Genomic DNA, 24,169 nt, shown 5'->3' with positions numbered 1-24,169 from the left:
TGATACAAGAGCAAGCTGTTACCAAGGATTACCAACTACAGTAAAAGCCGCCCAATAATAGGGATGGGATAAATCTTCATAGTTGAGAGATGCTAATTCTGGAGGCAAGGATACATTTGGTCGATCAGTAACACTAGCCAAACTTACCGTTTGTTTCAACATCCCGATCTGAGCTTGTCGCAACGCTTCAGCCTTAATTGGTACAGTTTTAAGAGACTGGTAAAATTCATTCATCAGCACTAGGGTTCCACCATCGCTGACATACCATAAACTAGCGACTGCTGACTTGACATTGGCGCGAACCGCTAATCCCGCAAAGCCTAACTCAGCTTCTTTATCCCCGATGGCAGTTTGACAAGCACTCAGCACCAATAATTCTACCACTGGTGAGTGCCAACGCAATTCAGTGAATATATTTAAAGTCAGTTTACTATTCCAAAACTGAATATAAGACTTGCTTGGTTTTCCTGCCTGGAAGTCTGAATGAGTTGCCAGGTGCAGGATTTGAAAATTCTTATGATATCCCAGTTGCCACTGTAGATTAGTTAGGGTAAAATCTTTATTGAGGAAAGATTTTCCTTGCCAGGGATATTGGGTGATAACAGATAACTCTACCGGCACAGCAGGTAAAGGATTGTGATCATTAAATTCTGATGCACCCATAGCCAAAACATGGGAATTTTTCAGGTCAGTATAGACAGTATCTGTTAATTTGAAGGCAGGAATCAGGGCTAAACTATACTTTTCCACCAGAAACTCTTGGCCATCATGTAAGGCAGCAAAGGGCAGGTGGCGTAACCCCCCACCTAGACAAAAAATTAGATTGTTGATGCCTTGAGTTTTAAGGTATGGTTCCACTGGCTCAATCATCCACTGATAGAGTTGCTGAGCTGCCGGTAGATAATCTTTAGTGTGCCTACGAGTAGGATTAGTAATCGTTTGGATAAACTCTTGCACTAGACTCAACAGAGCTTCCTTGTTGGCTGCGGAGACACGCTTGTGAATGGGCTTACCTTCTGGTGTAATTAATACCAGTTCTAGTTGCTGCGATCGCGGAACCATGTAGATCAGACCAGGCTTTTGACCAGTTTGATTGGTGATTTTGCCAAGAGTATCAGCAATTTCTTCCACAGTGATTGATTGGTCAGGAAAATTGATGCCTAGGTGATTCTGATATTGTTTTTCCCAAGTTTGTTCAATTAAAGGTACTGCTTCTACTAATTGGTTATTGTCCAGGGCTGTTCCAAAGTTGGGGGGATTAACAGCTGGTGATTGAGCAATAGTTTGAGTAAGAGCATTGGAGCCAATATTGTTAGACATTGGCCTACTGACTTGTGCCTGCACCGAAAGAGCACTGATAGTTCCGGTGAAGTGTAGTGTCGCTAGGAACCAGCTAAAGCTAGTCGCTATTCGTTTCATAGTTACCTCACGGATAAAAGCAAAGGTAAGTAGCAAACGTAAGTATTTAGCGTGCGCGTAGCGTGACCTACGGTCAATCGCGCTACGCGCACGTTACACGAACGCAATTACCCAGTCAGCTTTGGAATCAAGCAAAACTTAGGAATTTGGCTGAAAGTGGCCAGTAGATAAGTTTTTCTTGACAAATCTCCGTTTTTCGGATTATCCTGATTAGGAGTAGCTGAAAGCTAAACGCTAAACGCTGAATACTTACGATTAGAAAGAGCAAAACTGACAGCAGATGGATTAAAAATCCATCTGTCAGAATAGTCAATCTTTATTAAAGCAAGCCATTATAGAAATCCTATAGAAATAGTGAAAAGTGATCGGTCTGACCCAAAACTGCCCAACTGAGAACTCAAAACTGAAAACTCAGGACAGGAGTAGTGTTCACCTAGGAATTAGGATGGCTAATTAGGATTGCTCTATAGTACCTATCACCCTTAACTTGGTTATTTATGCAAGGAGTTGAATAGTTTTCTCAGTTAACCAGGCTAGTCAGGGCAAACGCATCTAAATTCTAGAAGCCTTACTCAGAAGGGATGCAGCGCGGTCTTGGGGGAAACCCCCAAGACCGCGCTGCATCTCTTGATTAAATCAGGAAAAAAAACCTGAAACTCTTTCCCCTTCTGCCTTCTGCCTTCTGCCTTGCTGTTGTGCAATTTAAATGCACAACAGCTTAGTTTGTCACCCCTTCAAACAAAAGAGTTATCTGCTGCGACCAACTCGACGACGTAATATTGATAAACCACCTAGTAATAAAAGTCCTGTAATTGTGGCTGGTTCTGGTACTTTTTCAATGGTAATCCGGGCTACCTGAAAACCTGGTGTGGTGAAATCAGCATTGGCAAATAATCCATCTCCAAAATCTAAAACACCACCGCTACCTGCTGGTAGAAAACCAGGATGAGGCAGAACAACACCGTTTTCATCAATACCATTCCCAGCTTCAGCAGGAGTAAATGGTATATTCAAAGGACTCTCATCGTTTACTTCTGTACCAGCATCCCAAACCTCGTCACCTAGAACAATGAAGTCTGCACCAATAAATTTACCATTACCATCAAAGATTGCGATTGGGTTATCGTTAGCAATAAAAGCGTCGTTACTAGGGATGTACATTGCACCGTAGCTGAAGAAGGAGTTGCTAGGTGACATACTCCCACACTTCCCTATCGGGTAAGTGTGGGCTTCTCAGCGACTCCCGGTATCCCGTCGGACATTAACTGAGCTTTAAGAACGGGATGCCCCACCGCTCTATTTTTTATATTGATCGCTGCATTGTGGTCACGGTCAAGACTGCACCCACAATGAGGGCAGTCGTGCCAGCGAATATGCAGCTTTTTCGGTACTTTCTCTCCACAACTGGAGCAATTTTGTGAGGTGTTATGAGCACTTACTGGGACAACCAACAAACCAGCATTCTCGGCTTTGTTTGTCAGTATCGACAGAAAGCTTGACCACCCAGCATCCAACACAGATAAGGCCAATTTGGTACGAGCAAGACCTTTGACATTCAAAGTCTCATGAGCAATAACGTCATACTTTGACAGCAATTGATTAGCTGTTTTGAAGTGGAAGTCTTTACGCTTGTTAGCTACTTTTTGATGTTGTTTAGCTAACAACTTAATAGCCTTGAGTCTACGATTACCACCCTTCTCTCGACGTGATACTTTTTTCTGAATAAGCCGCAGTCTTTTTTGAGCTTTACGGTAGTGCTGAGGTATTGTAACTGTTTCACCACTCGAAGTAGTCAAAAAATCCTTTAGACCAACATCAATACCAATGATTAAGTGAGGATTGATATCTGTTTTAATTTCAGGAACGGTCTTATCCTCAAGAGAAAGTGTAACGTACAATCCGTCAGCTTTTTTACTGATAGAAACCGTCTTGATTTTGAACCCGTCAGGAATTTGACGATGCAAGACAACCTTAATCTTACCCAGTTTTGGTAAGTCAATGCGATTACCTTGCAAGCAGGATTGTTTGATTTGAGGGTAGGTGAAAGTTCTGTAACGACTGAGTGGCTTAAACCTGGGTTTGCCACTTCTTTTGCCGCTACTATCTCCGATCAAGAATCTGTCAAAGGTTAGCTTAACTCTCTTAACTACATCCTGTAAAACTTGAGAATGAATATCCTTATACCAAGGTCGATCTTGCTTAAGTTGAGGCAGAGTCTTCTTTTGAGAGTAGTAATTAGGGTTGATTCTTAGTTGAGGCAAGTGACAAATCAGAGGACAGGCATTAACAGGTGAGCGATTTTGCTCATACCAGTTGAATCTATCAGCCAATAAGTAATTGTATTGAGCGCATAACATTGACAACCATCTGTCAATTAATGCTGCTTGTTGCTGAGTCGGGCGCAATCTGTACTGATAGGCTGTTCTCATGGCAAATCACCTCCCTTACCATTCTACTATTTCCGACAATTAATATTCAATATGAATCGAAAGTTGCTGTCCGCCATTCATCCCACGCTCACCCTACGGGTTGAGACGTGGGGCATAAGAGCGGTTTAGCTAAATCTTCATCCAGCTTGATTTTTGTCGAGACAACATCCCCAGGCAAAAGACCTAGAGGGCTATCTAAATCTACAACTATACCTTGAACACCACCGTTTTGAGCAGCAGCACTGTCAGCAAACAGACCAGCAATAAGTGAACTTTGGGGTGGGACATCGTTGGGATCAAGACCTAGTTCTATCAAGGATTCAACTATACCAGGAACAGTAGCTTCCAGACCTGTGATCGCATCTTCTGCTATGGCTTCTATTCCAGAAGAAGCAGATTCGCCAATATTAAAACTATCAAAACTACCATCATGAAAACCAAACCAAACAGGAGTGACAACACCACCATTTTCTGGTGTCAAATTCTCAACAGTTACCTTAAGAGTCACAGCGTTTGCCGTTGAGGCTATGCTCACTGTTGAGCCAACAGTCAGTAAACTAGCCAAGAAAACTGCCTGGTTTTTTAAACATTTGATTCCATTCATAATCACTAAATTGAATGAACTATTTATTGCTAGCTTTAAATTAGTACAATCAAATTCCTTGATCAATCTCTAATTAAAAAGCTTTATGGACAAAATAATTTTGACGGATATTTAGTAAAGTTATGACAAATGTGAAAATAATTTCAAGAGAGTAAAAATAGTCCTATTAGTAAAGTTATGACAAATGTGAAAATAATTTAAACTGAACTTTTTAGTTCAGTTGTACTATTTGACAACTTAAACTCTCTTACTGTAGGGGATGTATAGCGGTTTTTATTCTAATGAGGTACACATAATTTTTACCCTCTTAGCTCTTACGTCTTCTTACTTCACTGCTCCCTACTCCCTACTCCGTGCTCCCTACTCCCTCAAAATATGTACCTCACCTAATTGAAAACCGCTATAGCGATTGAGTTCCCTAAATTATGTGCCCATGTAGGTTTGAGCTTGATGCTCGCAATCATGGTACTTTTTGGAAAATAGCGTATGCGCAGCGGCTCCAAAGGAGCTTCGCTTCAAATCCTTTTCAGGAGTCGATCCCTAAATGTACCCACCCTAAATGTACCCAGTAGCGGTAGTTAAAAAATGGCTGGAAACCGCTCTAGGTAAGGGTTTTTCTGAAAGCGCTGGGGGGAAATTCAGTTTCAAGAGAGTAAAAATAGTCCTAGATTTTCCTTAGCTCATATGCCTAGGGTATAGAGGGTAAGCGCAAGAATCAATAAGCCTAGGCTTATTGATAAAAAGACCGCGCTATTCTTAACAACTTAACTCTATTGCGAGTAAAGTTCTACGAAATTATAGGGGTTTCGAGCCACTATCAATCCATATCCAGCCAATGCACATTATGGGCAATTTTTTCTTGCGCTTACCCTGACCACCATACCGAGGGTAGACTTACGGGCAAGTCTTCAACCCCGGCATCCGACACCTACCTGCTGAGTTTTTGCGATCGCATTGGGGCAATATCACCCATTACCCATTAACTATTACTGATTAATCATTGCGCTACAGTAACTCAATCTTCTTCACCTGCTTCAACCCCAAAAACACGGTTAAAGGATTTCTGGACCTTATATCCTGAATCAATCGACTCCAGGGGGTCTTTACGCAAGCGGTGTCGTAAACATAAGGTAATCACCCTGCGGATATCATCCACGGTAACTTCAGTTCGTCCTTCAAATGCAGCCAGGGCCTTAGCCGCCCGATTAGTTACAATATCACCCCTGAGTCCATCCACATCCAGTTCTGAGCAAACTTCCGAAATCTTCACCCGAAAGTCGTAGTCCATTTCTACTTCAGGAAGTCGCTCTTGAGCCATCACTATCTGTTTCTGTAAAGCTTCTTGCTCAGTTTGGTGCTGTTCAATATATTTGTGAGGATTTTGATCAAACTCTCCTCGTTCTTCCACAATTTTGACTCGCAGCACTGGTTCTTTGACCGTATGGATTTCCGCATGCATCCCAAAGCGGTCTAGTAACTGGGGTCGTAATTCTCCTTCTTCCGGGTTGCCAGAACCTACTAACACAAAGCGAGCAGGGTGGCGAATCGATATACCTTCCCGTTCTACAGTATTCCAACCACTAGCAGCGGAGTCTAGGAGTACATCCACTAGGTGGTCATCGAGTAGATTAACCTCATCGACATAGAGGATGCCTCGATTAGCTTTAGCCAACAGTCCTGGTTCAAAAGCTTTGACACCTTCAGATAAGGCTTTTTCTATATCGATTGTACCACAAACCCGGTCTTCGGTTGCTCCTAACGGTAAATCTACCATGGGAACTTTTTTCTTGACCGTTGTCCGGGATGCAGCTGCTCCATTACCATTGCCCATCCAGTCAGGTTCCTGAGGGTCACTATTGAAGGGGTCTTCAGCAACTACATCGATTTCTGGTAATAAATCAGCTAAGGCACGAATAGTAGTAGATTTGCCTGTGCCGCGATCGCCCATGATCATTACTCCCCCAATTTTGGGATCGATCACATTTAGGAGCAATGCCAGTTTCATTTCTTCTTGACCGACAATGGCGGTGAAAGGAAACACTAGGCGGCGAGTAGTCTTGGGCGCTTGGGCAGTAGGACTCACTGGGATTACTTTATTGTTATGGTTGATTTTTCTCGACGATTACTATTTTGCCATAGTGCGTGCCTTGAGAGTTGATCAGTCTTTTCCGTTTCGACAGGGGGTAATAATATACCCAGTTGTTAAATCTCCTAATACCAAATTAAATTTAGTTCCCCAATACCACCAGTGGGCTCCTACATAGGCGCAGATGATGCTATCTAGCTGGTCTTCAGCCGCTTTGAGGGCTTTTCCGGTAGTGGGGATGTGGGGCAAAAATGAACTGCAAAGACGGGAAGTAAGGGGCGAGGATGAGAGGGAGTTGAGAGAAGGGGTGAGGGTAGGTAGGGTATTGAGAATATATTGCCGAAGTTTGATTAGTTCAGCGTGTCTTTCGCTTAGTTTCCCTTTTTTGTATTTGAGGATGCGATTGAGGTTGAATAGCTGCACGATGGCGGGATGGGGGAAGACTTCGATTTGGTAGCGCCCTAGTTTTTGGGGAGTGATGGTTGGGGCATGGATAAATTGCCTTTGTTCTAGGCTCAGACCAAATTCTACGGTGCGCTGGGCAAAGGGGCGTTGGAGGTTGGCGGGATAGCACCCGGCATGATAGCGACCAAAGTATTTATGGGTAAGTTTATCCGGTAGGCGCATTCCTGTAGGGTTGGGAATCAAGGTCGGAGCATCTACTGCTAACATGGCGGGTTCTGGAGATGGTGACCAATGGTCTATCCAGTTCAGGATATCTGTGATTGACTCTTTGCGGTCTAAATCTAGCAGGTTTAGGGTACCGGCAGACCAATCAAAGCAACAAAGACCAGTTGCTCCAGAAGTCCAGCCAAGATCTATGCCTATAAACTTCATTATTTACTGTTTTTCACAAAAATTAATCAAATTCTGTAACTAGTGTTACTTTTTGTGTTTTTATTTGGTAAATCTAGCTACTTTTTCCCAAAATTTTTGTATGATTCAAAATGTCAAGGATTTCAGTGCATCAAAAAATACCAAGTTGCCGACTGTCCCTGCAACTTGGCATGAATAGGAACAATGCACTGCATCCTCAAAGACAACAGTGAACTATCCCTATATTCGTACACATCTATTCTGAGGTTTTAGTCATGAGCATGCAAGAGCTTAGCAGCACAACCCAGTCTCATGTTGTAACTACACACTGGCAGCATCCAGTCAGGATGACTGTCCTGATCGTTTTGTGCTCCTTTGTGATGGGCTTAGTGCCGTTTATGTCTATTTCAAATTTTGCCCAGACACAAACCCAGACTCCAATCACCCTTGGTGAGGCAGGTGTTTGGGAAACTCTCGGAGAGCGGAATTAAGAATGGAAGGTTAAAACTTTTAACAATTAACTAAAAACTTTGAGCTTTTGTAAAATCGGTGTTCCTAATGGCTCTTGGTTGGGATTTTGCGATCGCATACTGTCAGTTTCACTGATGGGCACCAAGTTGACAGCACAGGCTTTTAATTCTGGTTCTAGGGAAATGGGACAAGATTCCGGATGGGTCAGAGCATTAGCTTCTGCCTGATTTGCCCACAAAGCTCCCCAGTGCATGGGGGCAAACACTGTACCAGGAGTAATCGCTTTAGTGACTTGAGCTGGGAAGCGGCAAGTTCCGCGACGCGATCGCACTTCTACCCAACCCCCATCTTTAATCCCCAGCTTCTGGGCATCACGGGGATGAATTTCTAGTAACGGATAGGGGTACATTTTGGTAATTTTCTCAATCCGTCCGGTGCGGGTTTGAGTGTGCCAGTGACCATAAAGTCTGCCAGTGGTCAGCACCAAAGGATACTCTTCCTCGGGGGGTTCTGCCAGTCCTTTAGAATGGAAGGCAGCAAATTTTGCCTTGCTATCTGGCGTATTGAATCGGAAGTCAGTATAAAGCCGTTTGCCAGTATTCAGTGCTGATTGCTGATTGCTGATTGAGTCAGAAGACTCTTGGTTTTGGAACTCCTCAGGGCAGGGCCATTGAATCGGACCGTCTTTCCGTAAGCGTTCGTGACTCAGTCCGGTCATGTCACAAAGTCGTCCACGGGTCAGTTGCACAAATTCCCGATAGACAGCGGCAGAGTCAGTAAAGTCAAATTCTTTAGTAAAGCCGAGGCGACGCCCTACTTCCGCAAAGATTTCCCAATCCGGTCTGGCTTCCCCTGCTGGATTACGGAATTGGGGGCAAAGGGTGACAACTCGCTCAGAGTTAGTCATAGCGCCAGTCTTTTCACTCCACTGGGCTGCTGGCAGCAAGACATGAGCATAAGCAGCGGTTTCAGTGGGGTAGTAGGCATCTTGATAGACAGTAAAGGAGGATTTTCTTAGGGCTGCCTTAGTTCGTTCAATATCGGGCATACTCACAGCTGGGTTAGTGGCAGCAATCCACAAGAAACCTACCTCTGAAGTTTCTAGACCTTTGATCATGCTCCAAGCATCAAGACCAGGATTCGGGGAAATTGTCCCTGGCTTGAGTTTCCATAACTGTTCCACCTCACTGCGGTGTTGGGGATTCTTTACTACCCGATAACCCGGTAAGATGTGAGCAAGTCCCCCAGCTTCTCGTCCTCCCATCGCATTAGGTTGACCAGTTAGAGAAAATGGTCCTGCTCCTGGTTTACCAATGTTGCCTGTCATCAGGTGCAGATTGATGATGGTGCGGACTTTAGCGGTACCTTCGGATGATTGGTTTACCCCCATTGACCACAAAGACAGGACACGCTTCGATTTTGCCCAGTAGCGAGCGGCTTCCTCAAGTTCATGCACCGGTATACCACATCTTTCGGCAACGATATCCGGTGGGTAGTTGATAATTATCTGAGCGTATGTTGAGAAGTCGCTGGTACACTCCTCAATAAACACAGTGTTTAGCTTACCCCAGCGCAACAGTAAGTGCGCAATACCATTTAGTAAATCAATGTCAGTACCCGGTTTAATCGCTAGATGTAAGTCAGCCACTTCAGCGGTAGACGTGCGGCGGGGGTCTACCACTATCATTTTAACATGACGATGCTTTTTGTGATGCTTACGTAGACGGTTAAATACAATCGGGTGACACTCTGCTGTATTAGTCCCAATCAAAAAGGCACAGTCAGTTAATTCTAGATCCTCATAGCAGCAGGGAGGACCATCGGAACCAAAACTTTGGATGTATCCAGCTACAGCTGAGGACATACACAGGCGGGAATTAGCATCAAAGTTATTGGTACCAAGACAACCTTTGAGCAATTTCTGGGCAATATAGTAGTCTTCGGTTTGAAACTGACCGGAACCGTACATACAAATTGCTTCTGGTCCTTGGGTGAAACGAACCGTCTGAATCTGATTCACTATTCGGTCTAGGGCTTCATCCCAACTCACTCGCTGAAATGGTTGGTCTAGGGAATCCCGCATCATGGGATACTTGAGGCGGTCTTTATCCAAAGACTCAGTAACCGTGGCACCTTTGACACAAACCATACCCTGGTTTGAGGGATGAGAGCGATCGCCTCTAACTTTCCAAATCGGATTCCCTTGACTATCTCGATAGGTAGCACGACCAGAACCAGCTGGAGGCAATACTTCCAGACCACAGCCAACCCCACAGTAGGGACAGAGTGTCTTAGCTGAGTCAGTCATGATTTTTACCCCCAATTTTTTTTTTTGATTCTTTTTAGTATATTTTGTGACTATATTAAATATTTTTGCAATTAATTTTTCATTAATAATTCTTATATCAAATATCAGCTATTTATAACAAAGGTTTATCTAAAATTAATCATAAATTAGTTAATCAATTAGTTAGTTCGTTAGTAGTTAGCTAGTTACCTAAATTATTTAGCTGATTTATGCTGTTATACGAGCAATCAGATCCTCTTTTCCAGAGGCTTTTACGAAAGTTTTCGTTAATTCAAAATCTGGCTCAGTGCTGAAGAGCTGGAAGAGCTGATAGCTAAAGGCTGAGGTAAGCATTCAGCGGTCAGCCGTGAGCCATTCGCGTAGCGTGGCCAACGGCCAAGGCTCACGCTACTTGAGGTGCTGTCAGCCTTCAGCTAAAAGCTCACGCTATGGAACCGTCAGCTGATGTAACAGAGATTAAACCAATGCTTACTTGTTTTATTCAAAAGCACCTCAAGTACCTCATTAGCTGATACGCGACACGCTGATAGCTGATAGCTTACAGGCTGAGGATTTTTTTACCTTGTTTAAGAAGCAATTATTCCGTCGGGTTTGGGGCAATCTTAATTAAGATTGCCCCACTTCTATCTAGATATTTTTCAGCCATCTAGTGTAGAGTACTTTCCACTAGACCCACCAAGGAACTAGTTCATCACGTCTCCAGTTTCCATAGCAGCAGGGCTAGCAGCAGTAGCGTATTCTTCTTCCCCTTCATGGAGCTCAGCAAAGGAACCCTTAGGTTCTTTCAATACTAGGAAGCACAGGAAGGCAACAATCAAAGCTGTAACACCCAACATCTGGAAGAATATGCGGTTACCCACATCTCCTGCTGGCAATAAACTGAAGATAGTCAGGTAAGCAACAGCACCCACGTTTCCGTAAGCACCCACGTTACCAGCCACCTGACCGGTGATCCGTCGCTTGACCAGAGGTACGATAGCAAAGGTAGAGCCTTCTCCAGCTTGCACAAAGAAGGAACAAGCCATGGTCAGCAGTACCGCACCAGGAAGCCACCAGCCTCCTGTCACCGTACTGAAGATCAGATAGCCAATACCCATACAGAATGTTAGAACTGCCATGGTCATCTTGCGGCTACCCAGTTTATCAGAGATTAAGCCGCCACCAGGACGGGACATCAAGTTCATGAAGGCGTAGCTAGCAGCAATCATCCCCGCTGCTTGTTTACTCAGTCCGAAGGTGCCTTCAAAGAAGGCAGGGAGCATAGAAACTACAGCTAATTCAGAACCGAAGTTAACAATGTAGGTCAACTCTAGAATGGCAACTTGAGAAAAATTGAAGCGGTCTTCAGGAGGATAGCGCTTACGACCTGCTAACAAATCTTTGTTAACTGCCCAGCAGTTGTAAGCTTGGAACAGATACAACCCAAGTAGACCAGCCCAGACGATGTAGAGAACATTTTGGGAGAAAAAGCCCACTTTATTCAAGCGCCAAGCTAGGACACCAAGAATGATCGATAGAGGAGCATTCATCACCATCAGAAACCAGAAGTCTTTTTTGGTGGTGACTTCCATTCCTCTGGCGCTTTTGGGCTTCTGATAAACTTTGCCTGGGGGAGTATCTTGGACGTTAAAATAATATAGGATACCATAGAGAGCAGCGATAATCCCGGTACCAGCAATGGAAAAGCGCCAGTTTAGACCTGGACTGCCAAAGGCTAAGAATGCGGCAATGGTAGGTAGGGTAAAGGCTGCTGCTGCAGAACCAAAGTTACCCCAGCCCCCGTAAATCCCTTCGGCTAAACCAATTTCTTTGGGAGGGAACCATTCTGCCGTCATCCGGATGCCAATCACAAAACCTGCACCTACGATACTCAGTGCCAAGCGGCTAATCACCAGTTGGCTAAAGTTCTGTGCCGATGCAAACGCAATACAAGGTATTGCTGCATACATCAGCAACAGGGAGTAGGTGATTCTTGGCCCGTATTTATCTAACAGCATCCCGATGATGATACGGGCAGGCACTGTCAGGGCAACATTACAAATTGCGATGGTTCGGATTTGACCTACTTCGAGACCGAAGTCTGATTTCACCTGTGTTGCTAGGGGTGCTAAGTTGAACCAGACTACAAACGACAGGAAGAAAGCAAACCAGGTCATGTGGAGGATTTTATACCTACCACGAAACGACCACATTTCTGCGAGCATCTATATACCTTTCCTCTACTCAAACAAACTACGAAAACAGAAGATTCACGCACCAACAGCATTAGCCATTACAGCTGAACGTTTGGGTTGATTTAGTATCCTCCAAAAACTACTCCAAAGAATCCCTTTATAAACAATCCAGCTGATCGGTTGCCATCAAGCCATCAAATTGCTGACTGATTAAAGTTACCTATTAGTTTGAATACTATAGCTTATTATTTTAGGGTAATTCTTTCGGAATTGATTGCTAAAGTACTCGCCCATAGATACTACTTTTCTGAGGTTAACTTAATACTATTGTTCAGGTACTAATAGTGACACCCCTGAAACATAAGTTTCGTATGATTTGTTACAAATTATTTCTTATGTTGAATTAAATGCATAATAAATATTCGATAGTTACATCAAGGCAATAAAATTGGGGTGTTGGCCAATTCTGGAATCAATTGAGGATAATGGGTAATGGGTAATTGACTACTGACCACTGACCGAACTATAACTTGAGATTAGTCCTAAGTTCAGCAAAGCTGATTAGTTAAACAGCTGGAGGCTGATTGCTGGTTTTAGCTGCATGGCATTCTAAACCAGCTAATGTGATGCAAGGCTTGGGCCCATAGGAAATTTAGAGACTTTGAATGGATAAAGTCTCTAGGTCTACTTGTTTTTGTGGGCTTTGCTACTTGGGCTTTGTTACTTGGGCGATGCTTGGGTCTTAAGTGACTGATAGCTGATAGCACCTCAAGTAGCACCATCTGTAGCGCATAAGCTGAAGGCTTAATTGACAGCAGCAAATAGCTGAGAACGATCAGCTCGAATATCGAAACCATTGAGGTAATTAACTGGCTGACTAGGATCAAATGCTCTTTGATCCAAAAACACATCAGCAGGTTCAACCCTCATACGCTCACTAGGTAGATCGATTTTCAACGCCTTGGCAACCTCTTCATAAATTTTCACCGGATAAATCCGGTCGATAATTTTATCCGCATCCTTGGGATATTGACGTCGGTTAATATGACGCCAGCGAATCATTTGGGTTAGCAGCCAAACACCATGGGAGCGCCAAGGATAATTAGCATGATTGGGCTTTTTCAGATAGTCTGTATCTTGAAAGTGAAATATATTAAAATCAGGGATTGCTTCAAATCGGTCTTTCTGGTCAAAGCCACCATAATTATAGTTGCCCAGTAAAGAACCTTCTATATAGTTTACCTTAGTGTCGATGTATTTGCTCCTAGATATGATCTGAGCAATTGACTGGCGATTTTCTAGTTGGTCACAATACTGACAAGCTTCCAAAACAGCTGCTACCAAGGCTCGGGCGGTTGTGGGATGTTTTTCTGCCCAAGGTCCCATGGTTGCCAGTATTTTTCCTGGATGACCTTTCCAAATATCCCGACTGACATAAACCGTAAATCCAGCCTGGTCTACAACTGCTCTTTGGTTCCAAGGCTCATCTAAACAGTAGCCATCTACTATCCCAGCTTGGAGTTTGTATACCATTTGAGATGGTGGAAACTCGATGAGCTTAATCTGTTTCTCGGGATTAATCTCCATAGCTGATAGCCAGTAGAGAAGGGTATAGTTTGCCATGGAGTTGGTCAAGTCTATCCCTACCTTGAGGGGCTCGGCTAATTGTTTAATGTATTTCCTGTAGGAGTAGGCAAAATCTGGGAAATTATAGTAATCCGTTGAAGGACGAATAGCACCTTGCCAAGCTTTTTTGGAAAAAGTGATCCCAGCGCCATTGCGATTGAGCATCATTAGAGATATCACTGGTGCCTTGGCTGAACCAAAATTGGTGAGCATTGGCAATCCAAACAAGGCAACGCAGGCATCTATACCCCATGATACTAAGTCTTTGTGAACCGCTGACCAGTCAGGATATTTCTTAAGACCTACATTCAGACCATAACGCTGAAAGAAGCCCTGTTCTTTAGCAATGATTAAAGGAGCAGAGTCAGTTACAGGAACAAAGCCAATGGTGAGGTTAGTTTTCTCCAACTTACCAAAGTTAGCCGGAGGTCGTTGAGTTGGCTCAGAGGAGCGATCGCGTTTTGGGAAATTGAATAGATTATTTGAGCTACAGGCACTAAAGCCACATCCTACTGTGGCATACCCGATGTATTTGAGAAACTTGCGGCGCTCCATATTGTCGTCTAGGATTAATGGACAATAGAAAATGGAATACTATGTTTTCACCATTACCTAAGCACTAACCACTAACCCTTGACAACAGTTATAAGGGATTAGCTATGAGGGATTAGCTATCAGTTATCAGCTATTAGTCCAGTAACTAACATAGAGTCTTCTACTGTTTAGTGATGACTCTCCGAGTCAGAACTAACCTAGTGGGATTTTGCTCCAAAATTCTCGATCAGTATATTGCCCAAGACCTCTGGTAAGTCATCACAAGCAACACTTTTGAGCACACACTCGCCCAGCTTAGCATCTTTGCCAACTTTGCCACCCATGTAAATATTGACTCCTTCAACAGACTTACCGTCTTTACGCACCTTAGTTCCCATCAAACCAATATCAGCTACTTGGGGTTGACCACAAGAGTTGGGACAACCTGTCCAATGAATCCGCACCGGGTTTGGTATATCTAACTTTTCTTCGAGTTCCCGAACTATTGCCAAGGCACGATTTTTGGTTTCTATCAGAGCAAAATTGCAGAACTGGGCTCCTGTGCAAGATACTAGAAGCCGTTCTAGGGGTTTGGGCTCAAGGGTAAATTTCTGCAAGAGGGGTTCAGCTAAGAAAGCGTCGAGATTAGCATCTGGAATATTGGGAATAATCACATTCTGCTCAACTGTGAGGCGGATTTCGCCACTGCCATAAGCCTCAGCCATCCGTGCGATATCAAACATCTGCTCAGCATACAGCCTACCAACCGGGACGTGTAAACCCACATAATTCAGACCTGGTTGCTTTTGAGCAAAGACACCGATATGGTCTCGTTTTTCCCAATCTATTTCATCGTGAGGAGCAGCCGTAGGGAGTTCTCTACCAAACTGCTTACTGACTTCCTCCCGGAACTTGTCAATCCCCCACTCATCAATCAACCACATCATCCGGGATTTTTGCCGATTCGCCCGCGAGCCTTCGTCGCGATAAACTTCTAGAATAGCACGACACAAGTCAACCACATCATCATTAGGCAGTACCCAAGCATTGAGGGGAACAGCAGCTTCACAACGCTTGGCCGAGAAAAAGCCACCTACGAGTACATTCAAGCCTAGTTGTCCATCTTTGTAGGCAGGCACGAAGGCAATATCATTAATTTCAGCATGGACTGAGTTATCCCGACCCCCCTCAATGGCAATATTGAATTTACGGGGCAAGTTAGTAAACTCATAATTCCCTTGGCTGTTATTAGTGATCATGTCCTGTACTTTTCGGACAAGATCCCGAGTGTCAATTAATTCATCGCGATCTATCCCAGCCATGGGAGAACCAGTAATATTGCGGACATTGTCCATACCGGATTGGACGCTAGTTAAGCCAACTTGCTCGAACCTGCGAAAAATATCAGGCATGTCTTCAATGCGGATACCTCGCAACTGGATGTTTTGGCGGGTCGTGATATCAGCACTACCATCTTCACCATAGCGCTGCACTATCTCAGCTAGTACCTGCATCTGAGTGCTGTTGAGAATCCCGTTGGGTGTCCGCATCCGTAGCATGAACTTGCCTGGAGTGACAGGTCGATAAAAGACACCCATCCACTTCAGCCGATGCTGTAGGTCATCTGGATCTATTGCTTCCCAGCCAATTCTGGCAAACTCTTCTATTTGTTCCTTAATGGCAAGACCATCTTTCTCTGCCTTGAATTTTTCAAATTTGTTCAGTTTTTTGGCGGCTGGCTTAGCTGCGCTGGTCATAGCTGTTCCCTCGTTGCCTATTGCTCAATTGCGAGAAGTTTTGTCCAGAGCCTCTGATGTCACTACTCTTGATGTTGATAAATTAATTTAAAGTAATGCTAATATTTTGTATATTTTGTTACTAAATACTGATTTTAGTTTAAAAAGTACATAATTTCAATGCATAAATTGCATTATGCCGTTACTTCAAGTCCCCTGGCTTCCTGCCGAATAAAAATCTCCCTGGGTCGGGTTTCGGTGCGTGATCTGTCCATCAATCTTCTTGATGATGGAAATTCAACCGGACTTGATATTACTCCCGTGATTAGACAGGGGTAGTCTAACGGTAAACAAAGTTCCTACACCAACCTGGCTATCTACCAAAATTTGGCCACGGTGCTGCTCTACACTCTTTTTAACAATCGATAATCCTAGACCTGTACCAGGAATATCCCCAACATTGCTAGCGCGCTGGAAAGGTTCAAACAGCTGAGAAAGCTCTTGTTCGGGAATACCAATTCCCGAGTCTGTTATTTTAAAAATTGCCCAGTTACCTTCCACGGTTAACTGAAACTCTACCGTTCCCCCTTCAGGAGAATACTTAATCCCATTGGATAGCAAGTTATTGAAAATATATCGAAGGAGTTGGGTGTCCATATAGGCATCAGTAATATTACTTTGAGGAGTAAAAATAATCCTATGGCTCCCCCCGGTAGTCAACTGCATCTGCTCTATCAAATCAGAGCAGAATTCTACTAGGTTAATTGGAGTTGGGTTAAAAGTTAGCTTGTTTCCTTCTGCTTTTTCAATAAATAGAATTTCATCCAAGAGTTGTCTCATATCTTGGATAGAGCCTTTAATTTGTTCAAAATACTTGCGATGTTTATCTTTGACCAAATGTTTGCTATAGCGTTCTAACAATTCAGTAGCTAGGATAACTTTACTCAAAGGTGTACGACATTCGTGGGAAACAATAGAGACAAAGCTAGATTTTTGCTCTCTAAGCTCCTGTTCTCTTACTAGTGCTTGACGGATTTTTGCTTCTGCTTGGAAGCGAGAGAGGGCAATTTCAATGGTAACTCGCAGTTCTTCTTCCTCAAATGGTTTCAGAAGGTAACCAAACGGTTGGGTTATCTTAGCTCTTTCTAGGGTGAGCTCATCGCTATAGGCAGTCAAATAGACCACTGGGATATTCCATTTTGTCCTAATCAGCCTTGCAGCAGTCACTCCATCTATTTCTCCTTTCAGACGAATATCCATCAGGATTAAATCCGGTTGGATTTCCTCAGCTTTTCTAACTGCTTCTTCTCCAGATACAGCCACAGCAGGAACCATGTACCCTAAAAGTTTGAGGCTATTCTTGATATCCATAGCCACAAGTGTTTCATCTTCAACAACTAGGATTTTTTTCTTGGTCATGCTCGACTTGCCCTAGAGATCCAGTGAATGGGGAAAGTTTATTTTTAATCTAGTGCCTTGGCTACAGTCAAGGATGATGTTACCCCCCAGTTGTGCAGTTAAGTTACGAACAATACTCAAACCAAGGGATTTAGTGGATTGAAAGTCTAAATTGTCCGGTAAACCAATACCATTATCACTTACCGTAAGGATTAGCTGACCCTGTTGATCTGAACTTAGACTGATTTCAATCTTACCCTCTTTATGTTCAGGAAAGGCATATTTGAGTGAATTAGACACCAATTCATTGATGATTAGCCCACAGGGAATAGCTACATCAATGGTTAAGGGAGCTGTGGTAACTTCAATATTGAGGGCGATTGCCTGTCGGTTAATCCCGTAGGAACGGAACAAGTTATTGGTTAAGGTTTGAATGTATTTTCCGAAATTAATCTGGGCTAAATTCGGGGATTGATACAGCTGCTGGTGAATCAGAGCCATAGATTGAACCCGATGCTGGGAATCTTTGAACAAACCTAATGCTTGTTGATCTTCAACTTTCCTCGACTGTAGTCGGAGTAGGCTAGAAATAATTTGCAGGTTATTTTTGACCCGGTGATGAATTTCTTTGAGCAAAACCTCCTTTTCGGTTAGAGAGGCTCTCACCTGATTTTCCGCTTGCTTGCGTTCGGTGATATCTACAATTTGATACAGAAATTTTCGGGGGTTACCTTGAGAATTCCTGACTAAAACTGCTTTTTTGGTCAAAACATGGATAACTCTACCATCTTTGGAGAGTAAGCGATTTTCCATCTGAAAGTGGGATGTTCTTCCTGGCCACAACTCTTGATTCGGGGTAAGGTTAATTGTCAAATCATCGGGGTAGATAATATCTGTAGCCTTTTTCTGCCCCAGTTCCTCGGCTGTGTAACCAACCGTGTCACAAAAGGCTTGATTAACCTTTAGCACGGAGTTATCAGTGCTGGTAATTGCCATACCCATGGGAGAGAGTTCAAAAATCAGGCGAAATTGTTCCTCACTTTTGCGAAGTTGTTCATTGACTTCCCGTAGGTCAGAAGTCCGTTGTTCGACTCTCAGTTCTAGTTCCTGGTTGAGCTGTTGTAGAGCTAATTCTGCTTGTTTATGCTGGGTGATATCAATCCCTACACACACGGCTGCAGCACCTTGCTGGTACTTCTGAGCGGCAATTAGATAATATCTCGAAGAATTTTTCACTTTGAGCTCAACCACCTGGGAAGATCCTGAGTCCCGACAGGCGAGAAACTGAGTCATAAAGCCGACAAACTGAGGGCTGCTCTCCAGAAAACCCAACTCTTGACCGACAAAAGTCTCTGGAGGTAATTGCAGGCTCTGAGCCAGATGTCGGTTAACCCCAAGATATCGACCATCAGCACTAATCCAAGACACCGCTCCCGGTACAGCATCCAAAACTGCCTCTAGTTGCTCTTTTGCTTGTCGCAGCTGATGATTAGCTTCGGACAATTCCGTTGTCTGTTTTTGAAATTGGTATTCCAATTGCTGATCACCCTGTTGCCATTTCTCGTGAGCCTGCTTACAGTTGGTAATTTCCGGTTGTAATTGCTGATTAACCTGATTTAACTGAGCAGTTTGTTGTTCCACTACTTGCCCAAGTCCCTTGATAATCCTACACATCTGTGTAGAGTCAAGGGTTGTGAGCAAGTTAGGCTGGTTAATAATGCCTAGCAACTCCCCTATATCGCCAGTTTCCAACACTTGTGCTAGCTGCTGCTGTTCCATCTGTTATAATGGGAATATTATTTAATTAGTACTCATCGAACAATTACTCTGGAACGGTGTTAGATTATCACAACACCTGCTAGGAAACACTAACTTGACCCCATCCGATAGACTTCCTCGACCAATGTTGCCAGACGCTGCATGGCGATTTCAATTTCTTCTTCAGTAGCGGTAAGGCTGATGCGAATGCACTGTTGCTGGTGAGACCAGTCTTCTCGTAAGCCGGGGAAAAATGTACTGCCAGGCACTACAATCACACCCACCTGCTTCAACTTTTGATACAGTTCCCAGTCGGTAATTGGCAAATCCTGTAACCACAACCAAGCAAAGATAGCTCCTTCACCCCGATGCAAGAACCAAGGCAAGTCTTTGGGCATGGATTTGTCTAATGTCAGTTCAAGGGTCACAAACTTTTGCTGGTAGTGGGGGCGAATCACATTAGTGGCAATCTCAGGGAGTGCTCCAGATGCGATCGCTTTTGCTGCAATAGCTTGTCCATAGCGGGACGAATGAATACAAAGATTGGTCTGGAAGGATTCCAAAATGCTAATTAGCTCGGGATGTCCAATGGCTACACCAACCCGTTCCCCAGGTAGTCCAGCTTTTGATAAACTCAGACAGTGGATGATATTGTCTCGAAAGACTGGTGTCATTTCGGTAAAGTTCAGTGCTGGAAACGGTGGAGCATAAGCTGCGTCAATCAACACTGGCACATTGAATGGTGTGGCTATTTCGGCAATTTTGATTACTTCTTCATCGGTGAGGACATTGCCAGTGGGATTACAGGGACGGGAAACAATTACACAGCCAGTCTCTTGGCTAATCTTCAATTGGCTGAAATCAGGGCGATACTTAAAACGGTGTTGCTCGTGATTAATTTCCAGAGTAGGTTTGTATGCATATACTGCTTCTGGAGTCAAGCTTACTCCTCCATAGCCAGTGTATTCTGGAGAAAGGGGCAAGACAACTTGTTTGAGCTGGCCGCTGCTGGTGTAACCACCAAAAGCGTTAGCGGCGTAGAAGTAAATGGATTGAGAACCGGGAGTAATCAGGATATGGCGATCGCTTAGGGAAAGACCGTAGCGTTGATTGAAATCCTTTGCGATCGCATCGATCAGAGGTTGATATCCTTGAGATGACCCGTAGCGGCAAATCACCTCACCATACTCTGAGCTAGCCAACAGTTGTGCCGTGCAATCGCGCCACAGTTGCTCGACTTCTGGCAAAATCACTGGGTTCCCTGCACTGAGATTAATCCAATCTTGTCCCTGACCAGCTCGTAGCGTTTCGATAATATCTTTCATAATCGCTCGGACACCAGTAAGTTCGGACATCTGAGTCCCAATTTGAGTCAGGGTAGGATCCATGGATAGTGATAACCTTTTGGCTTTGAGGGTACTTGATCAAGAGTTCTCCAATCGAAAATCATACCAAAAATGCCGATTCTCGAACCAAATAAATATGCTCTTGCCCTTCACACCACTAGTCCTCAATTGGGGCTAGTGATCAGTAACTTTGCCAGGGATACCCGCTGCCAAACTTGGGACTTAGGGCGAGAGTTGTCTGGTCAATTGCATCAGCACTTGACTGAATTTCTGAATTCCCAAACTTGGGAAAACTTAGAATTCATTGCGGTAGCTATCGGACCGGGTAGCTTTACGAGTACCCGTATCGGTATAGTTACTGCTCGTACCCTAGCACAACAGTTACATATTCCCCTGTTTGGCATTTCTACACTGGCAGCGATCGCGTGGTTAGGGCAAGAGGGGAAAGAGGGGGAAGAGGGAGCTATGTATCAAGACAACTCGGGCTCAGCACTCAGCACTCAGCACTCAGCAATTAGCACTCAATACTCAGCACATGCGCTACGCGCACGCTACGCGAACAGCACTCAGATTGCCATTCAAATGCCTGCCCAACGAGGCCAGCTGTATACCGCCATCTATCAGCCATCAATAGCTGGTCTGGGGCTGAGGAAGATATTACCAGATGCTGTCATGACTTCAGATCAATGGAAACAAGTTTTAGATACCTTGGAAACACCAATACGATTGCTAAAGGCTCCAGCAAATTTGGGGAGTTATGCTAAGGGTGTCTTGGAACTTGCTTATCTCGATTGGCAACAGGGAAAGCGCCCCAACTGGTCAGAAGTACTGCCGTTTTATGGACAGCATCCAGTTTAAGAATTAAGAATGAAGAATTAAAAATGAAGAATTAAGAATGAAGAATTAAGAATGAAGAATTAAGAATGAAGAAAATTATATGTTTTTTATAATTGAATTGATGGGGTATTTTTGAATTTTGAATTATTGATAATTTATAATTGGATTGATGGGGTATTTTTGAATTTTGAATTGATAATTTATAATTGGAGCGAAGCGATTGACCAAGCAAGAAGAACGTGCGTACTGGCTGGCATGGTCCGAAGTTCCCGGTATTGGATCAGTATTGCTCCAACGGCTACAGCAACAGTTTGGGACTCTAGCAGAGGCTTGGAAAGCTTCAGCTTCAGAGTTAGGAGCAGTTGAGGGGTTCGGGGTGCGGCTGATCGAAAGAGTAGTGAAAATGCGTGGGCAAACTAATCCGGAACAGCTACTCAAGCAACACTTGGTCAAAAATCCTTGTTTCTGGACACCAGCGGATGGGGAGTATCCCCGCTTGTTACTAGAAATTCCTAGTCCTCCCGCAACGCTATACTATAGCGGACTAGTCGATCTACGAGAAAATTACGGTAGCAAGCCGATAGTCGGTATTGTGGGTACTCGCAATCCCACCGAATACGGTAAACGTTGGACTCGTAAAATCAGTGCTACCCTTGCTAAGCATGGTTTTACAGTGGTGTCCGGTATGGCAGTGGGAATTGATACACAAGCCCATCGCGGGTGTCTGGAAGCGGGTGGTAGGACAATAGCAGTTTTGGGAACTGGCCTTGATGTGGTATATCCCTTGAGCAATAGTTATCTTTATAAACAAATTCAGGAGCGGGGATTGATACTCAGTGAGTATCCAGCCAGTACGAAACCCGCACGCTCCAACTTTCCCCAACGGAATCGGATTATTGCGGGTTTAAGCCGTGCAGTTTTGGTGATGGAAGCGCCTAACAAGTCCGGAGCGCTAATTACTGCTAGGTTAGCCAATGAGTTCTGTCGGGATGTCTATGCACTACCAGGTTCCTTAGATAATCCCAATTCTATCGGTTGTTTGGGACTGTTAAATCGGGGTGCCCATGTAATTTTAAGTGAAGGTCACTTGTTGGAAATGCTCGGAGCTATTCCAGAACTTGACCCCCACTCGGCTCTAGAAAAACCTTTACCCGCTTTACCTGTACCGACCTTAGAGCCAGAATTGGCAAAAGTGTTGGATGCGATCGCATTTGAACCAACCCCATTCGATATCATTGTCCAGCAAGCAGCTTTAGAAGCAGGCTCAGTATCCAGTGCCTTGTTACAGTTGGAACTAATGGGATTAGTGTCTCAGGCTCCAGGGATGCGATATCGAAGATTAATCACTGAAATATGAAGCATGAATACAAATAACACTAATTTACGTTCCTTGGCACAAAAGCGCAAATTGGCGATTGGAACGGGAGTGTCCATGGAACCGTTGCGGGACGATTCTAGTTATCGGGAGGTGTTGATGCGTGAATATAACATGGTGACACCAACTTATATCATGAAGTTTGAGGCGCTACAGCCCCAACGCCATCACTATAATTTTGAAGCTGCTGATAACTTTGTGGCCATGGCGAAAGCCAATCAGATGCAAGTGCGCGGTCATAATCTGGTTTGGCATCATAGTGTGCCTTGGTGGCTAACCCACGGACAATGGACAAAAGAAGAGTTAATCCATATCCTGCGACAACATATTCATACTGTTGTTGGTCACTATCGGGGACAATTAGCAGCTTGGGATGTGGTCAATGAAGCGGTAGCAGACCAAGACTCAGCAGGACAAAGGAAACGAGATACAATTTGGTTGCGCGGCATTGGACCAGAATACGTTGAGTTGGCATTTCGGTGGGCTCATGAAGCTGACCCCACAGTTCCCTTGTTTTATAACGACTACGCTGGAGAAGGACTTGGGGCAAAGTCAGATGCAATTTATGCCATGGTCAAAGAATTGCGGCAACGGGATGTCCCAATTCACGGCATTGGCTTTCAGATGCACGTTAGTATTCAAAATCCTCCCAAGCCAGAAGAAATAGCAGCAAACATGAAGCGTCTGGGTGAGTTGGGATTGCAGGTTCAGGTCACGGAGATGGACGTAAAAATTCATGATGGTAGTGGCACACAAGAAGAACGAGTGGCTGCTCAGACAAAGGTATATCGAGATATCCTGCAAGTTTGTCTAGAGGCTCCCAATTGCACAGCGTTCTTAACTTGGGAATTTGCCGATCATCATTCCTGGATTCCGGATTTCTTTGGTAAACCAGATTCCCCTCTACCTTTCGATCAATCCTATCGTCCTAAAGCTGCTTATCACGCGATGGTGGAGGTTTTGAAAATTGATGCTTAAAAAGTAATATCAAGTCTGGTTGAATACCCATAATTAAGAAGAGTGTGGGGAGATGGGGAGATGGGGAGATGGGGAGATGGGGAGATGGGGAGATGGGGAGATGGGGGAAATTTTTATTCAAGGTAATTATCCAGACATGATATAAAACGTAAAAAGTAAAACTTGACAAGTTATATAGAAGTTATCAATTGGGTTAAGTACTTTCGTCCTGGATTTTAGGGAGTAGGGAGTAGGGAGTAGGGGTAAAAAATTGGATGAATAATTGCTAAAAAGT

General features: G+C 44.0%; 17 protein-coding genes. 4 read left to right on the top strand and 13 right to left on the bottom strand.

Going from position 1 to position 24,169, the window contains the following annotated elements:
• Nucleotides 1-18: 18 nt before the first annotated feature.
• The 4 genes from F6J90_RS00565 to F6J90_RS00550 all read right to left on the bottom strand — a co-directional run bounded on the left by F6J90_RS00565 (nucleotide 19) and on the right by F6J90_RS00550 (nucleotide 4,452).
• Entirely contained in the window at nucleotides 19-1,419 is a 1,401-nt protein-coding gene (locus F6J90_RS00565) for a CHAT domain-containing protein (RefSeq protein ID WP_293090595.1), read from the bottom strand.
• A 747-nt stretch (nucleotides 1,420-2,166) separates the two neighbouring features.
• The gene (locus F6J90_RS00560; protein ID WP_293090594.1) at nucleotides 2,167-2,616 is read right to left on the bottom strand and encodes a spondin domain-containing protein; all 450 of its coding nucleotides are present in this window, start codon (nucleotides 2,614-2,616) and stop codon (nucleotides 2,167-2,169) included.
• Between the two features lie 14 nt (nucleotides 2,617-2,630).
• On the bottom strand, nucleotides 2,631-3,848 hold the full coding sequence (locus F6J90_RS00555; protein ID WP_293090593.1) for a transposase: 1,218 nt from the start codon (nucleotides 3,846-3,848) through the stop codon (nucleotides 2,631-2,633).
• A gap of 88 nt (nucleotides 3,849-3,936) precedes the next feature.
• Nucleotides 3,937-4,452, bottom strand: a complete 516-nt coding sequence (locus tag F6J90_RS00550; RefSeq protein WP_293090592.1) for a spondin domain-containing protein — start codon at nucleotides 4,450-4,452, stop codon at nucleotides 3,937-3,939.
• Nucleotides 4,453-4,711: 259 nt separating this feature from the next.
• On the opposite strand from F6J90_RS00550, the gene F6J90_RS00545 reads away from it, so the two are divergent.
• Complete coding sequence (locus F6J90_RS00545) at nucleotides 4,712-4,846, top strand: hypothetical protein (RefSeq protein WP_293090591.1); 135 nt, start codon at nucleotides 4,712-4,714, stop codon at nucleotides 4,844-4,846.
• A 621-nt stretch (nucleotides 4,847-5,467) separates the two neighbouring features.
• Here the strand turns inward: F6J90_RS00545 and bchI are convergent.
• The 9 genes from bchI to F6J90_RS00500 all read right to left on the bottom strand — a co-directional run bounded on the left by bchI (nucleotide 5,468) and on the right by F6J90_RS00500 (nucleotide 20,747).
• Nucleotides 5,468-6,535 carry a magnesium chelatase ATPase subunit I gene (gene bchI, locus F6J90_RS00540; protein WP_293090590.1) on the bottom strand — a complete coding sequence of 356 codons (1,068 nt, stop codon included), beginning with the start codon at nucleotides 6,533-6,535 and terminating at the stop codon, nucleotides 5,468-5,470.
• 75 nt (nucleotides 6,536-6,610) lie between these two features.
• The gene (locus F6J90_RS00535) at nucleotides 6,611-7,375 is read right to left on the bottom strand and encodes a DUF429 domain-containing protein (protein ID WP_293090589.1); all 765 of its coding nucleotides are present in this window, start codon (nucleotides 7,373-7,375) and stop codon (nucleotides 6,611-6,613) included.
• 496 nt (nucleotides 7,376-7,871) lie between these two features.
• Nucleotides 7,872-10,133, bottom strand: coding sequence for a nitrate reductase (locus F6J90_RS00530; protein WP_293090588.1), 2,262 nt, complete (start codon nucleotides 10,131-10,133; stop codon nucleotides 7,872-7,874).
• A 683-nt stretch (nucleotides 10,134-10,816) separates the two neighbouring features.
• Nucleotides 10,817-12,337 carry an MFS transporter gene (locus F6J90_RS00525; protein ID WP_293090587.1) on the bottom strand — a complete coding sequence of 507 codons (1,521 nt, stop codon included), beginning with the start codon at nucleotides 12,335-12,337 and terminating at the stop codon, nucleotides 10,817-10,819.
• A gap of 774 nt (nucleotides 12,338-13,111) precedes the next feature.
• Nucleotides 13,112-14,488: a CmpA/NrtA family ABC transporter substrate-binding protein gene (locus F6J90_RS00520; protein ID WP_293090586.1), complete on the bottom strand. Its 1,377-nt coding sequence runs from the start codon at nucleotides 14,486-14,488 to the stop codon at nucleotides 13,112-13,114.
• A 197-nt stretch (nucleotides 14,489-14,685) separates the two neighbouring features.
• Nucleotides 14,686-16,224: a ferredoxin--nitrite reductase gene (locus tag F6J90_RS00515; RefSeq protein WP_293090585.1), complete on the bottom strand. Its 1,539-nt coding sequence runs from the start codon at nucleotides 16,222-16,224 to the stop codon at nucleotides 14,686-14,688.
• Between the two features lie 276 nt (nucleotides 16,225-16,500).
• Nucleotides 16,501-17,622: an ATP-binding protein gene (locus tag F6J90_RS00510; protein WP_293090584.1), complete on the bottom strand. Its 1,122-nt coding sequence runs from the start codon at nucleotides 17,620-17,622 to the stop codon at nucleotides 16,501-16,503.
• A 12-nt stretch (nucleotides 17,623-17,634) separates the two neighbouring features.
• The gene (locus F6J90_RS00505; protein WP_293090583.1) at nucleotides 17,635-19,380 is read right to left on the bottom strand and encodes a histidine kinase dimerization/phosphoacceptor domain -containing protein; all 1,746 of its coding nucleotides are present in this window, start codon (nucleotides 19,378-19,380) and stop codon (nucleotides 17,635-17,637) included.
• Between the two features lie 89 nt (nucleotides 19,381-19,469).
• Nucleotides 19,470-20,747 carry a valine--pyruvate transaminase gene (locus F6J90_RS00500; RefSeq protein WP_293090582.1) on the bottom strand — a complete coding sequence of 426 codons (1,278 nt, stop codon included), beginning with the start codon at nucleotides 20,745-20,747 and terminating at the stop codon, nucleotides 19,470-19,472.
• A gap of 69 nt (nucleotides 20,748-20,816) precedes the next feature.
• Between F6J90_RS00500 and tsaB the strand changes: the two genes are divergently transcribed.
• From tsaB to F6J90_RS00485, 3 genes are all read left to right on the top strand, one after another.
• A complete protein-coding gene (gene tsaB / locus F6J90_RS00495; RefSeq protein ID WP_075898703.1) occupies nucleotides 20,817-21,563 on the top strand; it encodes a tRNA (adenosine(37)-N6)-threonylcarbamoyltransferase complex dimerization subunit type 1 TsaB in 747 nt (248 codons plus the stop codon).
• 199 nt (nucleotides 21,564-21,762) lie between these two features.
• Nucleotides 21,763-22,899, top strand: a complete 1,137-nt coding sequence (gene dprA, locus F6J90_RS00490) for a DNA-processing protein DprA (protein WP_293090581.1) — start codon at nucleotides 21,763-21,765, stop codon at nucleotides 22,897-22,899.
• 3 nt (nucleotides 22,900-22,902) lie between these two features.
• Nucleotides 22,903-23,895 carry an endo-1,4-beta-xylanase gene (locus tag F6J90_RS00485; protein WP_293090580.1) on the top strand — a complete coding sequence of 331 codons (993 nt, stop codon included), beginning with the start codon at nucleotides 22,903-22,905 and terminating at the stop codon, nucleotides 23,893-23,895.
• Nucleotides 23,896-24,169 lie beyond the last annotated feature (274 nt).

The organism is Moorena sp. SIOASIH (genome assembly GCF_010671925.1).
Classification (GTDB): domain Bacteria; phylum Cyanobacteriota; class Cyanobacteriia; order Cyanobacteriales; family Coleofasciculaceae; genus Moorena.
The sequence above is the reverse complement of the archived record's forward strand: the minus strand, read 5'-3'. Positions and strand labels throughout refer to the sequence as shown.

Coding starts and splice junctions, on each gene's coding strand:
- F6J90_RS00555 (WP_293090593.1), bottom strand. CDS start 3,848: ATGAGAACAGCCTATCAGTACAGATTGCGCCCGACTCAGCAACAAGCA.
- F6J90_RS00510 (WP_293090584.1), bottom strand. CDS start 17,622: ATGACCAAGAAAAAAATCCTAGTTGTTGAAGATGAAACACTTGTGGCT.
- F6J90_RS00520 (WP_293090586.1), bottom strand. CDS start 14,488: ATGGAGCGCCGCAAGTTTCTCAAATACATCGGGTATGCCACAGTAGGA.
- F6J90_RS00550 (WP_293090592.1), bottom strand. CDS start 4,452: ATGAATGGAATCAAATGTTTAAAAAACCAGGCAGTTTTCTTGGCTAGT.
- F6J90_RS00530 (WP_293090588.1), bottom strand. CDS start 10,133: ATGACTGACTCAGCTAAGACACTCTGTCCCTACTGTGGGGTTGGCTGT.
- F6J90_RS00485 (WP_293090580.1), top strand. CDS start 22,903: ATGAATACAAATAACACTAATTTACGTTCCTTGGCACAAAAGCGCAAA.
- F6J90_RS00560 (WP_293090594.1), bottom strand. CDS start 2,616: ATGTCACCTAGCAACTCCTTCTTCAGCTACGGTGCAATGTACATCCCT.
- F6J90_RS00500 (WP_293090582.1), bottom strand. CDS start 20,747: ATGGATCCTACCCTGACTCAAATTGGGACTCAGATGTCCGAACTTACT.
- F6J90_RS00535 (WP_293090589.1), bottom strand. CDS start 7,375: ATGAAGTTTATAGGCATAGATCTTGGCTGGACTTCTGGAGCAACTGGT.
- F6J90_RS00505 (WP_293090583.1), bottom strand. CDS start 19,380: ATGGAACAGCAGCAGCTAGCACAAGTGTTGGAAACTGGCGATATAGGG.
- tsaB (WP_075898703.1), top strand. CDS start 20,817: ATGCCGATTCTCGAACCAAATAAATATGCTCTTGCCCTTCACACCACT.
- F6J90_RS00565 (WP_293090595.1), bottom strand. CDS start 1,419: ATGAAACGAATAGCGACTAGCTTTAGCTGGTTCCTAGCGACACTACAC.
- F6J90_RS00515 (WP_293090585.1), bottom strand. CDS start 16,224: ATGACCAGCGCAGCTAAGCCAGCCGCCAAAAAACTGAACAAATTTGAA.
- F6J90_RS00545 (WP_293090591.1), top strand. CDS start 4,712: ATGTATAGCGGTTTTTATTCTAATGAGGTACACATAATTTTTACCCTC.
- F6J90_RS00525 (WP_293090587.1), bottom strand. CDS start 12,337: ATGCTCGCAGAAATGTGGTCGTTTCGTGGTAGGTATAAAATCCTCCAC.